This is a genomic window from Mucilaginibacter pedocola, from assembly GCF_002013915.1.
Lineage (GTDB): Bacteria > Bacteroidota > Bacteroidia > Sphingobacteriales > Sphingobacteriaceae > Mucilaginibacter > Mucilaginibacter pedocola.
The window spans coordinates 432,655-445,356 of record NZ_MBTF01000012.1; the positions used below are offsets into that span (position 1 = coordinate 432,655).

Here is a 12,702-nt window from a genome sequence, read left to right on the forward strand (position 1 = left end):
AACTCGAACTTTTTACACTCTGCAAAAATGAAAAGGAACCTGCTATTAGGAATCACATTGATCGGCGCTATGGCGCTGAGTTCCTGCTCGGTTAACAAAACTGCATCAACCGCCAAAAACAGCGATGATGTGTACTTCTCAAACGCACGAGCCGGCGAAACACCCGACTATGTTGCACCAAAACCTTACCAACAGGAAGAGGATGTGGCCTATAACGACCAGGACCCTGATGACGATTATTACTATTACGACGATTACTCATCGCGTATAAACCGCTTTGCTTATTATTCTCCGTTTAGCTATTATGATGGCTACTCGGGTTACTATAACCCATACAGCTACGGCAACTATGGTTTCGGGCTTGGCCTGGGCCTTGGTTATGGTTACGGCGGCTACTATGGCGGCATTGGCTATGGTTATGGTGCCTTTTCGCCATACGCATGGGGTGGCTGGGGCGGTTACGGCCTTGGTGGCTACTACGGCTACGGCGGTTTCTACAACAATTTTTATGGTGGCTACGGGTTCGGTTATCCATATGGTTACGGATACTCTCCATACTCATACTGGGGTACAGGCATTGGTTACGGTGGCGGTTATTGGGGCGGTGTTTCTGCCTACAGTGGCAACCCACGCCCGGTTAGGGGTACCGGCAGCCCGGCAGGTGTACCCGGCCGTGGAGGTATAGGTTATGGCCGCAATGGCATTGGCTACACCGGCACAGCAAATAATGGCATAGGCTATGGCGCCAACAGGCCAAGCAGAGCATCAGGTTATAGCGGTGGTTACACCCGCAGCTACAATGGCAATGGCGGCTATAGCAGCACACGCCCAACCCGCGCTGCACGCGGCGATGGACAAAGCTACCAACCACAAAGGCAACAGCCGCAAATGAGGCCGGCTACACAAGACCGCGTTCCGGATAGGCAGCCTTCTTACACTCCATCTTCATCATCATCACGCGGTGGTGGCGGCGGCGGTGGCAATAGTGGCGGCGGTGGAGGTGGCGGCGGAAGGCCGGCACGCCCATAATTTCTTAAATACTACTACACCTAAAGTTTATGAAAATAAAACATCTACTCAGTGCGGCCGCTATAGTAGCGTTCGCTCAAAATAGTTACGCCCAATACGCGCAGGATGCCGTGCGTTTTTCGGGAGCACAAAGCGGCTCTACCGCACGTATAAAAGGCGTAGGCAACGCTGGCATGGCCATTGGTGGCGACCTTAGTTCGGTAAGCGGCAACCCCGCAGGTTTGGGTTTCTTCACCCGCTCAGAATTAAGCATTACGCCCGAATATAACAACCTTAAGGTAAACTCTACCTACCAAACCAACCCGGGTACTGATAGCCGCAGCTCGGGTAATTTAAACCATGCGGCGTTCGTAATTTACCAGCAGCTTAACCGCCCCAAAGGTGCCGACAAAAGCCAGGGCTGGCTAAGTTTTAACTACGGTATATCGTACAGCCGTAACAATAACTTTTACGAGAACATTACCTACGGGGGCAGTAACGGCACAAACTCTATTAACGATTATTATGCTGCGCAGGCCAATCAATATGGTATAGATGTAGGCACCCTGGCCGGCAACGCGTACGATCATAACCTGATAGATAATTACGGCACAACCGCTAACCCTACTTATCGCAGCAATGCCTTCCCTGGGGTAGATCAAAAAGCCATCATTACCCGTACCGGCGGCCAATCGGCACTCGATTTTGCCTTTGGCGCCAACTACAGCAATAAATTTTATATTGGTTTGGGCTTAAGCTTTAATACGCTACGCTATAATTCGTTCAGTAACTTTTACGAGGATGGTGCCCTTTCGGTACTGGAAGGCAGCCCTACCCCTGTTGCCGTTAACCGCGATTACAGTTCTAATTTTACGCAGGATCAAATTACCCGAGGCAATGGCTTCACCGGCCGTTTAGGTGTGATATTTAAACCTGTTAACGAGTTACGCCTGGCAGCTACCTTCACCTCGCCAACTTATTATACCATTGATGATACTTATGCCGAAAGCCTTGGTACATCTATAAGCAACGGCAGCCGCTACGAAGATGGCCCGCAAAACTACCCGCTTACTTATAATATGCGTACGCCATTGAAAGTTGGTGGCGGTGCAGCGGTATTCATCAAATCGTTCGGCTTTATTACCGGCGATGTGGAGTACATCGATTACAGCAGCACCCACATCAGCAGCGATGCCAACTTTGATGCTACTTATGATAATAACACTATCAAGAGCCTGTACCAATCGGCCGTGAACTACCGTATTGGTGCCGAAGCAAGGCTGACTAACTTTTTCCTGTTGCGTGGTGGTTACGGCATACAAGGTAAAGCTCGCAGGGATAACAATGCCAGCGATATTAAAACCGTTAGCGGTGGCTTAGGCCTGCGCTTTGGCGATTATTATTTAGATGCCACTTACAGCCGCTCAACCGGCACACAAACCATTTTCCCTTACGAAATTGGTACAGCCAGCCCGGGCGCATTACTTGATAAAACTTACAACAATGGTTATTTAACTTTGGGATATAGGTTTTAAAATCTGTTAGTGGCTATTTAACCACAGAGGCCTCAGAGGTTACGCGGAGGCACACAGAGATTTAAATAAACAAACGAGGCGATGAAAATTTTCATCGCCTCGTTTGTTTTATAGATGTGAGTAGATCGGTCTTACAACCATTCACCACTCTCTAATAACTATTCACCAACACCTTAATCTTCATTCACAAAAGAACGCAGCATCCAGGTGTTCTTTTCTTTGAATTGCATAAAGCGGTTCACCATATCGTTGGTGCCATCGTCGCCGGCTTTATCGGTTATCTCCAGCAGTTCGCGTTCCATTTCTATGAGGGTGGCCATGTCTTCTATCAGGGCTTTCACCATGTCGGTATCTTTAAGGCCGATGGTTTGTATCTCTTTTAGGGTTGAAGTGCTGATGTAGTCGTTAAAAGTGCTGTATGGCGCTTTGCCCAGGGTGAGTATACGCTCGGCCAGTTCGTCTATAGTAGTTAACGCAGCGGTGTATAATTCTTCAAATTTTACGTGAAGGGTGAAAAAGCTTTGGCCTTTTACGTTCCAGTGGCAGCCGCGCAGTTTTTGATAGTGGATGTGGTAGTTGGCCAATAGGTCGTTCAGGTGGTCAACAACGGGTTTTACGGCCTTTTCTTCCAGGCTAATTTCTTTTGCGTCCATAGTAGTAGGTATTTGTATGTGTGTTTGGGTTGATAACATGCCTCCGGCGGCATTGTTCCGTAAAGTTAAACACATTTGATATTATTAACCATATTTGCCCTGAAAATGACAATGCTGCAACCATTATTAAGCCACCAGTTTGCTGCCACCATCTGGCGGATGGAGATAGACGAACTTACCGATACCCTTGTGCTTGAGGTACGTAACGAAACCGAAAAACAGGTAAGCTTTGCATCGGTAAGCTTAACAACCGGTCAGTTAAATTTCGAGGGCTTCACTACCGACGAGCGCTGGCTTGCCGGTGTGGATGCCTTGTATAACAATGTAGCATTACTGCATTACTACAAGCACGAGAATGGGCCGGAGCATAAAGGCATTACCGCTATTGATGCCGGTACATCTGCCCCAGTATGGAACAACTACAGCCTGGCGCTCAGCCACCTCAGCATTAACGGGCCAATAGTTTATAATACCGCCCTGCAACCAAAAAAGTTAGTGCTTATTGATGCGCAAACCGGGCAAACGCTACGCAATGCATCGCCCGAGGATAAACCTTTGGCCAATAGCATAGTCATACCCTCGTTACTACCGGCGAGCGATTTTGTTGAGGGCAGCCTGCCGGAAGCTCCGTTTGGAAATATAGTCCATTCCCTTAATCACAATGGTTATAGAATTGTATCTTTGCACACGTTAAAAAATGGTGGGCTGCAACAGCGCATTTATATTTTAGATGGTGAAACGATACGGTATACCGATTTATTGAATGAGGATATACAAAAATTACAACCCGAGGCGTTTGTAATACATAAAAACGCATTAGTATACGTTAAAAACAGGACCAATATTATCGTATTAGCCCTCTAAAATACTGTATAATAAACTATTATGAAGTTAAAGATCTTTTTATTATCCTCCATCCTCCTGCCGCTTTCCGTATCATCGTTCGCCAGCCCTATAGTAGATTCTATTGGCGTGGAAAACCTAAACGGCAAAAAGGTGATACTGCACAAATTGGACCCCAAGGATAATTTTTACTCGCTTGGCCGTAAATACGGTGTAAGCGCAAAAGCAATTATCGATTTCAATGCCAACGCCAGCATGCAAATTGGCAAGGTAATAAAAGTACCAACCGACCGCCCCTTTAGCGGCGATGCCCCTGCCCCGGCAGCAGTAACTACCACACCGGCACAGCAGCCACAAACAAAACCGGTAACGCAGCAGCCTGCAGCGACTACTACACCTGCAACAACAACACCGGCAGTAGCCATTACCCCACCCGCTAACGTACCGGCCAGCAAACCTGCCGAGCAAAAACAAGAACAAAAAACCGCGCAGGAAGTAGCCAACAGCAATGTAAGCGGCATTACTACGCAGCAATACAAAGTATCATCTGGCGAAACACTATATTCTATAGCCAAGCGCTTTGGTACTACTGTTGATGATATTGTAGCCACCAACAAACTTACCGGCAGCATTGTGCCCGGCCAGGTTTTAACCATACGCTCTGGCGCACCTGCAACGCCGCCACCAGCGCCGCCTGTTTCGGCACCGGTAGATAGTGCTTTGGCTAAACGCGACAGTACTTATGTAGCCTCGCCTGCCGATTCGCTGGCTGATAAACATGGCGCTAACAAATACGGCCTGTTCGAAAAGAACGAGAAAGGCGTAGCCACCTGGATAGACGATTCGAGCCTCGACCCTAATAAAAAGCTGATATTGCACCGCACTGCCCCTATTGGCACCGTAATGCGCCTAACCAACACCATGACGGGTAAAAGCACTTTTGCCAAAGTAGTTGGCCGTTTTACTGATAACCAATCAACCCAGGGCGTATCGGTTGTGATGACCAAAAATGTTGCCGAAGCCCTTGGCGCTATCGATAAACGCTTTCATGTAACCATTAGCTACGGTACTCCTAATGAATAAACCTTATGTAATAGGCGTTGCCGGCGGAAGCGGAAGCGGCAAAACCTTTTTTTTGAAGTCGTTTTTAGCGCATTTCACGCCCGACGAAGTTTGCCTGGTATCGCAGGATGATTACTATATCCCCGTGGCCCATACCATGACCAAGGAGGAAAACAAACTCTATAACTTCGACCTGCCAAGCACCATTGATGCCGACCTGTTTGAGAGCGACATTAGCAAGCTGATGCGCTGGGAAACCGTATACCAGAAAGAGTACACTTTTAACAACCCCAACATTGTCCCCAAAATACTGGAGATAAAGCCTGCCCCTATCATTATCGTAGAAGGCCTGTTTATCCTCCACTTCAAAAAGGTGGCTGCCGATTTGGACATGACCATCTTTATTGATGCCGATGAAGAAGTTGCCCTGCAGCGCCGCCTAAAACGCGACCTGGCTGAGCGCGGCTACTCTAACGAAGATGCGTATTACAAATGGGTAAACCACGTTGTACCGGCCTATAAAGAGTATCTGCTTCCCCACCGCGAAAAATGCGACAAAGTAGTGATAAACAACGGCGCAGTTGCCGATGACATCATCAAAGTAACCGACCAAATTTCGGCCGAGTTACGGGAAAAGGTGTTTGGGAAGTAAAATAGCCAATATAAGTAAACGTTAAACATAAAGCCGTCCCCTAAAAGGACGGCTTTATTGCTTTACGCTATTTCAACGGCACGCTCGACCTTGTATCCCTGATAAACACTACCCCATCATAATCAATTCCCGGGCGCATGGGGAGTACGCCGCTTCTGTTCCAACTGGCGTAAATGTTGGTGATATTGTTGGTCTGGCCGAATAGCGGGTTGTTGTCGATATTCTTTAAGGGCAGGAAAAACTCCGGGTACTTAGCAGTTGCAAATACCGCCGAATATGAATTGGCCTGGGTGGTGAACGGGTGTTCCACAAAATCATCTTCATCTAACACGTTCACCGTGCCCGTGAAGGTATCAAAGGCTACGGCATAATACTTTTCGGCGTACTTTTTCTTCACGTAATAACCCATGCCTTTACAGGCCGCCATTGTGGTATCTTTTGCCAAATGCATATTGTGGCCCCAAATAATGGTTTTGGCTTTACTCTCGCCTTGTATACCCGCCAGGTTTTGCGCCATAAACTCATCGCGCGCCAGCGGGTTACCCAATAGTGTGCCCTGGTATAAAAGCGACAGGCGCTTTACAAATTCGCCGGTTACGCCTTTTGCCTTCAGTTCTTCCAGCAATGCAGCAAGTCCTTCCACATCGCCGTCGGCTAATTCATATAGCGCACCTGCATCGGGGCGGGCAATGCTCTCTAAGGCTGTAGCAGCGGTTTTCTCGTTCTTGTAAACGCCGGCATGCTCTATAAGATATTTTTTGCAATAAGCAGCAGAGGCCTTTATGTCCGTAGGGAAGTAATCGGTATCGAAACCAAATACTGTAACCTTGTTAGCGGCAGGCTGCCCATCGTTGTAGGCTTTAATAGTTTTGAAAAGCTCTAAAAACTCTTGTGTTTTAAACAAGCGCAGCGGCTGCATCAGTTCGGTTAAATTACCTTTACCGGTTTGTACGTAGCTGTTAATGGCCGCCATGGGCGAATAACCGAACTCGAACCCTACAGCCTTATAATTTTCGTGCTCGATGAGATATTTGATGATGCGTGTTTTCTCTATCGAAAACTCGCGCGTACCGTGCGATGCTTCGGCCAGCCCAACTATGGTATTGCCTTTTAGTTCGGTGCTTAGTGCTGCGTAAAAGTTTTTGTCGTTTTTGCCACTGCTGTCGATAGGTGTAGCATGCGTATTTATCCAACTTAAATTAGGTGATTGCGCAAAGCTGCAAGTAGCAGTAACCAATAAAAGGAAGAATGTTTTGTAGAATTTGAACATGGCAGAATATTTTCGATTTATAATTCGAAAATACAATACATAATTCTGAAATAAAAATTTAAATAGAATTAAATTTTAAAAAAACACCTAATCGCAGTTTAATAATAGGTCGTAATACTTTTTCATTAAAACGGTATCGTAGTTCACAAGGGAGTTGTAGGCCTCGGTAACCAGCTCGTTAAGTATAGACGAACCAAGCTGCCCGGCCCCGTTGGGGATGGAGTCGTAATAAGTAATAAGCTCTTTAACCCTTATAATCTCATACAATAACTGCTGTATCAGGTCGGTGTTTTCGCCGCCCATTCCCTGCGAGTTATCGAGAAAACCTAAAGGACCATTAGTGGTAGATGTCATTTTCAATATACAGGACCGGCTTTAGTTTTTCCCTTTTTATGCTTCTCAAGAATAGTATACCGCGAAGGTTTGCAAATTGTTTTAATTTTTTGCAAAAATTTTAAATTAAACGGCAAAACCCTCTTTTTGGGAGGGTTTTGCTGTATTGTATAGTTATAAACTATTGTTTTGGCTCTGGTTTAGGCAATAAAACTTTGCGCGAAAGTTTCAGTTTACCTTGTTTATCTACATCAAGTAGTTTCACACGTACTTCGTCGCCTATCTGGAAGATACCGTCCATAGTTTCTATGCGGCGGTGGTCAATTTCCGAGATGTGCAGCAAGCCATCTTTACCCGGCATAATTTCAACAAATGCACCAAACGGCATTATCGATTTTACTTTACCTTCGTATATCTCGCCAACTTCCGGTTTAGAAGCAATAGCGCGGATACGGCCTAAAGCAGCATCAATAGAAGCTTTGTTATCGGCAAATACCTGAACGATACCAACGTTGTTAACCTCTTCGATAGAGATGGTAGCGCCGGTTTCGCGTTGCATTTCCTGGATAATTTTACCACCGGGGCCAATTACTGCACCAATAAATTCTTTGTCGATTTTAATGGTAACAATACGTGGAGCGTGTGGTTTGTAGTCTTCGCGCGGTGCGGTAATGGTTTTAGCCATTTCGCCAAGGATGTGTAAGCGGCCTTCTTTTGCCTGCTCCAAAGCGTTAGCTAATACTTCGTACGATAAACCGTTTATCTTCAAGTCCATCTGTACAGCTACGATACCATTTTTAGTACCTGTAACTTTAAAGTCCATATCGCCTAAGTGGTCTTCATCGCCCAAAATATCCGAAAGGATAGCGTATTTGGTACCCATTTCGTTAGTGATGAGGCCCATTGCAATACCCGATACCGGGTTGGTTATCTTAACACCTGCATCCATCAGCGCCAATGTACCTGCGCAAACAGTTGCCATTGATGATGAACCGTTAGATTCCAAAATATCAGAAACAATACGGATAGTGTATGGGTTCTCGTCTTCAGCAGGCAATACGCGTTTTAACGAGCGTTGAGCCAGGTTACCGTGGCCTATCTCACGGCGGCCGGCACCCCTGTTAGGGCGAACCTCACCGGTAGAGAAACCAGGGAAGTTGTAGTGCAGCATAAATTTCTGGTAGCCGTTAATAAAGGCACCATCAATCATTTGCTCATCATCCTTAGCACCCAAAGTAACCGAAGTTAACGATTGGGTTTCGCCACGGGTGAAAACTGCCGAACCGTGAGCAGCAGGCAGGTAGCCAACTTCGCTCCATATAGGGCGAATTTGTTTGGTAGTACGGCCGTCTAGGCGTTTGCCTTCATCCAAAACCAGGTTACGGATGGCATCGTACTCTACATCGTGGTAGTATTTTTTGGCTAACGATTTAGTGATATCGTCTATCTCGCCAAGGGTTTCGATGTACTCATCGCGTACGGCTTTAAATTTAACAGCACGCTCATCTTTAGCCGAAGCCGAAGATGCAACATCGTACACTTTTTGGTAAGTAGCTTCGTAGATAGCCTTTTTCAGGTCTTCGTTGCTATGCTCGTGGCTGTAGGTACGTTTTTCGGTTTTGCCAACTTCAATAGCCAGTTCTTTCTGAACAAAGCACTGAACTTTAATAGCAGCGTGGGCAAATTTAATGGCCTCAACCAATTCTTCTTCTGCAATTTCAGCAGCTTCGCCTTCCACCATGTTTATGTCGTGCTCGCTACCGGCAACTATAAACTCTAAAGTTGCATTTTTAAGTTGGCTCAGGGTTGGGTTAATAACCAACTGGCCATCAATTTTTGCAACGCGCACTTCAGATATAGGGCCATTGAAAGGGATATCCGAAACAGCTAAAGCAGCTGATGCTGCCAAACCTGCCAATGCATCAGGCATAATATCTTTATCGGCAGATATCAACGATATCATTACCTGGGTATCTGCGTGATAATCTTCAGGGAACAATGGGCGCAAAGCACGGTCAACCAAACGCGAGATCAAAACCTCGTAGTCTGACAAACGGGCCTCGCGGCGAAGGAAACCACCCGGAATGCGGCCGGTGGCGGCGTATTTCTCTTGATAATCAACAGAAAGAGGTAAGAAATCAACGCCCTCTTTTGCTTCCGGTGATGATACTACAGTAGCCAGTAACATGGTATCACCCATTTTTACTACTACCGAGCCATCGGCTTGTTTGGCCAATTTACCGGTCTCGATCTCGATGGTACGGCCATCGCCCAGATCAATTACTTTTTTAATTACGTTTAAACTCATCTTGTTTGTGTTGTGGGGTACTTTTCGTCTTCGGGAGCACCCCGGATCTATGTGTGTATGTATATGGTTTTTATTGGTATAATTGCCGTTTCCCAGGCGGCGGGCCAACGTATCTGCCCTATTAATTAGGGGTTTACAGCGGCGGCAAATAATGGTTTCAAAAAGTAAAAAAGCCATCCAGCATAATGCGGACGGCCTTTTTTAAAATCCTTAGAAAGATTATTTGATGATATCCCTCAGCGAAAGCGCTTTGATGATAGCACGATACCTTTCGATATCTTTTTTGTACAGGTATGCTAACAAACCACGGCGTTTACCTACTAATTTTTGCAGTGCCAATTGAGTTGAGTAATCGTGTTTGTTTTTCTTAAGGTGGCCTGTTAAGTGGGCTATACGATAAGTAAACAATGCTACCTGTCCTTCGGTTGTACCTGTATCAGCGGCACTTTTACCGTGTTTTGCAAAGATCTCTGCCTTTACTTCGTTACTTAAATACATTACTTGAATAATACTAAAGCGGTTATAAATTCTATTAATTGTGGCGCAAAGGTAAGTATTAAAGTGCGAAGTAGGAAGTGTTTAGCAAAAAGTTTTATCGAACTAAAAAACGGGCTTTCTACTTTAAACTTAAGACTTTATACTTTGAAATCAAGGCTTTAGGCTTATTACTCTACTTCCCTACCCAACTCTTATATATTTCTGCCTGCAACGCGTCGGGTTTGGCCATCGGGGTTATTTTAAAGCTCTTTTCGCGTTTTTCAGTCAACACTATGGCAACATCTTTTTTAACGCCATCTTTTTCTATCCCGAGGGTAATGGTATCTCCGGCCTTGTGCTTTTCGTAAGTTTTATAAAGCAAGTCGCGGCTGGCGGCCTCGCCGTTAACGGTTAAAATTTTACTGCGGCCACGTACGCCGGCATTCCAGCCCGGCGATTGGTAATCTACCGTACCTATCCTTAAAGTATCTTTTTGCTGCCTTACGTTAAGGCCATCCCATACTTTTGATGTTACTACGGTTGAGGTATCAACGCTCAGGCCTCCGTAAGCAAAATATTTTGGATAGTTTGGCGGCGTAACGGTTGAAGCATAATTAAACAGCTCCGGCAATTTGGTGCCTGCCATCTTCTCGCATTCGTCCCTAAACTCCTGCTCGGTAAAACCCCTATTCAGCTTTTTGTAATACTTGTAGTAAAGCAAACGCATTACATCATCTAACGATTTCTTGTTTTTGGTTACGTGGCGGATGTTAAAATCCAACATCAGGCCAAGGATAGGACCTTTGTCGTAGTAAGAAATGGTTTTATTAAAATCGTCGTTAACGCGCCCGTTAGGCCCATCGCCCCAGGTGTAGTAGCTGGCCTGCGTAGCCGATTGATAAAGGTGACCTGGTTTATTTTCGTAATTCTTCAGGTTCTGCTGAAAATCGCCAAACATATCCTCAGGTGTCATGATACCGGCGCGGCGGGTTACCAGGTATTCGTAATACACGGTAAAACCTTCGCTCACCCAAAGCATATTGGTATGGTTCTCTTTAGAATAATCGAAAGGCCCAAGCTCAATCGGCCTGATGCGCTTAACGTTGTAATGGTGAAAATACTCGTGCGCAATAAAGTTATACAACTTCTTGCGGGCCTCTGGAGTATTGAAACCCTCGCCGCCACTAAAGCTTAACGATGACGAGTTCAAATGCTCTATACCGCCGCCGCCTGCACCTATCGATAGAAAGGTGTAGTGCGTATACGGAATATCGCCGATAATGCCGGCGCCTGTTTCAACTATCCTTTTCAGGTCGTCCATAAAGCCCTGCCTATCGAAGGCCGGTAGTTTGTAGCCAACAAAATTATGCGGCTTATTTTGTACCATAAAGGGGGGCAGTACTTCCAGTTCGCCCATTAAAAAAGGGCTATCGTACAACACATCAAAATCATCGGCTTTAAAAGTGTGGTATTTCCCCGGTATGGTATCTAAGCCGGTGGCAACAAGGTTATTCCATTTGCTGTAGGGTTTCATTTGCACCGTTACGGGGTGGCGCAGCTCGGCATCCAGGTACATAAATAAGCCTCCCGGGGTAACGTAGCCGCGGGTTTCGTCGAGGTAAACGTTGCCTACAAATGGCACGGTGGCTTTAACATCGTAGCTTATTTTAACCGGTGCGTTGTTGTTGTAAACGCGCCAAACGCTTTTTATAGGTTGCTCCCATTTCACCGCCGCTCCCTTAGCATCGGTAACCGTAAAGTTTTGCACGGCGGCGGCAAAATCTATCAGTTGGTAGTAGCCGGGCGTCCAAACGCACATTTTAAAATCGAGCGTTTTACCGGGGGCTGTACTATTGAGTTCTACATGGTAAAGGTGCTCGGCAGCTTTTTCCATGGTAACAGCGTATTGCAGGTTTGCCGATTTTTGTTGTGCATTAACTGTTGCTGCAGCTAACAACAGCGCGGGGATAAACAATTTAGAGAGTAGTTTCATTTTTGCAAACAGGTTTGCCCGAAGGTAGCAAAACAAAAAATAATTATTGTTGATTTAACACGCAAAAGCTTTGTTACATGATAACCGGTGGCGAAACAATTAAGTCGATTTTACTTTTTACTTTTGACTTCCAACTTTTGACTTAAAATGCCCTATTCTACCTTCGAAACCGAGCACCGTGTGCGCCCCGATGATATCGATATGTTTCAGCATGTGCATAACAGCAAGTATTTTGATTATGTGCTGGCTGCCCGTTACGAACAAATGGAGACCTGTTACGGCATGGCCATGGAAGAGTTTATGAAACGCGGCTTTGGCTGGGTAGTACGCAGCGTATATATGGACTATAAACGCGCCCTGGTAATGGGCGACTACTTTTTAGTGCGCACAGGTATAGAAAGCATTAACGATAAAGGTTGCCGCGTAGCCTTCACCATTACCAACAAAACCACCAAAAAAGTTTGTTGCGATGGGTACTTTGATTATGTGATGATAGATATGGCAACCGGCCGCGGCACTAAAGTGCCTGAGGATGTTATTGAGCATTATACGATTTGATGTGCAGATT

General features: G+C 45.9%; 12 protein-coding genes. 6 read left to right on the top strand and 6 right to left on the bottom strand.

What is annotated here, in order from left to right:
- The first annotated feature begins 27 nt into the window (after nucleotides 1-27).
- Both BC343_RS31025 and BC343_RS14285 read left to right on the top strand, forming a co-directional pair.
- Nucleotides 28-1,029: a hypothetical protein gene (locus tag BC343_RS31025; RefSeq protein WP_078348470.1), complete on the top strand. Its 1,002-nt coding sequence runs from the start codon at nucleotides 28-30 to the stop codon at nucleotides 1,027-1,029.
- 29 nt (nucleotides 1,030-1,058) lie between these two features.
- Complete coding sequence (locus BC343_RS14285) at nucleotides 1,059-2,543, top strand: OmpP1/FadL family transporter (protein WP_078348471.1); 1,485 nt, start codon at nucleotides 1,059-1,061, stop codon at nucleotides 2,541-2,543.
- Nucleotides 2,544-2,716: 173 nt separating this feature from the next.
- Here BC343_RS14285 and BC343_RS14290 read toward each other — a convergent pair whose 3' ends face one another.
- Complete coding sequence (locus BC343_RS14290) at nucleotides 2,717-3,196, bottom strand: Dps family protein (RefSeq protein ID WP_078348628.1); 480 nt, start codon at nucleotides 3,194-3,196, stop codon at nucleotides 2,717-2,719.
- A 105-nt stretch (nucleotides 3,197-3,301) separates the two neighbouring features.
- On the opposite strand from BC343_RS14290, the gene BC343_RS14295 reads away from it, so the two are divergent.
- Genes BC343_RS14295 through BC343_RS14305 form a run of 3 tightly spaced genes read left to right on the top strand, consistent with a single transcriptional unit; the run spans nucleotide 3,302 to nucleotide 5,753 of the window.
- Nucleotides 3,302-4,060 (top strand): DUF4905 domain-containing protein, encoded by a 759-nt coding sequence (locus BC343_RS14295; RefSeq protein WP_078348472.1) that lies wholly within the window; start codon nucleotides 3,302-3,304, stop codon nucleotides 4,058-4,060.
- Between the two features lie 21 nt (nucleotides 4,061-4,081).
- Complete coding sequence (locus tag BC343_RS14300) at nucleotides 4,082-5,122, top strand: DPBB and LysM peptidoglycan-binding domain-containing protein (protein ID WP_078348473.1); 1,041 nt, start codon at nucleotides 4,082-4,084, stop codon at nucleotides 5,120-5,122.
- Nucleotides 5,115-5,753 (top strand): uridine kinase family protein, encoded by a 639-nt coding sequence (locus BC343_RS14305; protein WP_078348474.1) that lies wholly within the window; start codon nucleotides 5,115-5,117, stop codon nucleotides 5,751-5,753. The genes BC343_RS14300 and BC343_RS14305 overlap by 8 nt, the downstream gene beginning before the upstream one ends.
- Before the next feature lie 67 nt (nucleotides 5,754-5,820).
- Here the strand turns inward: BC343_RS14305 and BC343_RS14310 are convergent, their stop codons facing one another.
- The 5 genes from BC343_RS14310 to BC343_RS14330 form a co-directional block, all read right to left on the bottom strand.
- The gene (locus tag BC343_RS14310; RefSeq protein WP_078348475.1) at nucleotides 5,821-7,023 is read right to left on the bottom strand and encodes an erythromycin esterase family protein; all 1,203 of its coding nucleotides are present in this window, start codon (nucleotides 7,021-7,023) and stop codon (nucleotides 5,821-5,823) included.
- An 87-nt stretch (nucleotides 7,024-7,110) separates the two neighbouring features.
- Nucleotides 7,111-7,377, bottom strand: a complete 267-nt coding sequence (locus BC343_RS14315; RefSeq protein ID WP_143822182.1) for a hypothetical protein — start codon at nucleotides 7,375-7,377, stop codon at nucleotides 7,111-7,113.
- A 160-nt stretch (nucleotides 7,378-7,537) separates the two neighbouring features.
- A complete protein-coding gene (gene pnp, locus BC343_RS14320; RefSeq protein WP_078348629.1) occupies nucleotides 7,538-9,664 on the bottom strand; it encodes a polyribonucleotide nucleotidyltransferase in 2,127 nt (708 codons plus the stop codon).
- A gap of 219 nt (nucleotides 9,665-9,883) precedes the next feature.
- Nucleotides 9,884-10,162: a 30S ribosomal protein S15 gene (gene rpsO / locus BC343_RS14325; RefSeq protein ID WP_078348477.1), complete on the bottom strand. Its 279-nt coding sequence runs from the start codon at nucleotides 10,160-10,162 to the stop codon at nucleotides 9,884-9,886.
- Nucleotides 10,163-10,334: 172 nt separating this feature from the next.
- Nucleotides 10,335-12,134 carry a M61 family metallopeptidase gene (locus BC343_RS14330; RefSeq protein ID WP_078348478.1) on the bottom strand — a complete coding sequence of 600 codons (1,800 nt, stop codon included), beginning with the start codon at nucleotides 12,132-12,134 and terminating at the stop codon, nucleotides 10,335-10,337.
- Nucleotides 12,135-12,281: 147 nt separating this feature from the next.
- On the opposite strand from BC343_RS14330, the gene BC343_RS14335 reads away from it, so the two are divergent.
- Complete coding sequence (locus BC343_RS14335; RefSeq protein ID WP_078348479.1) at nucleotides 12,282-12,692, top strand: acyl-CoA thioesterase; 411 nt, start codon at nucleotides 12,282-12,284, stop codon at nucleotides 12,690-12,692.
- The last annotated feature ends 10 nt before the right edge of the window (nucleotides 12,693-12,702 follow it).

Excerpts from the sequence above, each read along its gene's own strand:
- BC343_RS31025 (WP_078348470.1), top strand. The coding sequence starts at position 28 with ATGAAAAGGAACCTGCTATTAGGAATCACATTGATCGGCGCTATGGCG.
- BC343_RS14285 (WP_078348471.1), top strand. The coding sequence starts at position 1,059 with ATGAAAATAAAACATCTACTCAGTGCGGCCGCTATAGTAGCGTTCGCT.
- BC343_RS14290 (WP_078348628.1), bottom strand. The coding sequence starts at position 3,196 with ATGGACGCAAAAGAAATTAGCCTGGAAGAAAAGGCCGTAAAACCCGTT.
- BC343_RS14295 (WP_078348472.1), top strand. The coding sequence starts at position 3,302 with ATGACAATGCTGCAACCATTATTAAGCCACCAGTTTGCTGCCACCATC.
- BC343_RS14300 (WP_078348473.1), top strand. The coding sequence starts at position 4,082 with ATGAAGTTAAAGATCTTTTTATTATCCTCCATCCTCCTGCCGCTTTCC.
- BC343_RS14305 (WP_078348474.1), top strand. The coding sequence starts at position 5,115 with ATGAATAAACCTTATGTAATAGGCGTTGCCGGCGGAAGCGGAAGCGGC.
- BC343_RS14310 (WP_078348475.1), bottom strand. The coding sequence starts at position 7,023 with ATGTTCAAATTCTACAAAACATTCTTCCTTTTATTGGTTACTGCTACT.
- BC343_RS14315 (WP_143822182.1), bottom strand. The coding sequence starts at position 7,377 with ATGACATCTACCACTAATGGTCCTTTAGGTTTTCTCGATAACTCGCAG.
- pnp (WP_078348629.1), bottom strand. The coding sequence starts at position 9,664 with ATGAGTTTAAACGTAATTAAAAAAGTAATTGATCTGGGCGATGGCCGT.
- rpsO (WP_078348477.1), bottom strand. The coding sequence starts at position 10,162 with ATGTATTTAAGTAACGAAGTAAAGGCAGAGATCTTTGCAAAACACGGT.
- BC343_RS14330 (WP_078348478.1), bottom strand. The coding sequence starts at position 12,134 with ATGAAACTACTCTCTAAATTGTTTATCCCCGCGCTGTTGTTAGCTGCA.
- BC343_RS14335 (WP_078348479.1), top strand. The coding sequence starts at position 12,282 with ATGCCCTATTCTACCTTCGAAACCGAGCACCGTGTGCGCCCCGATGAT.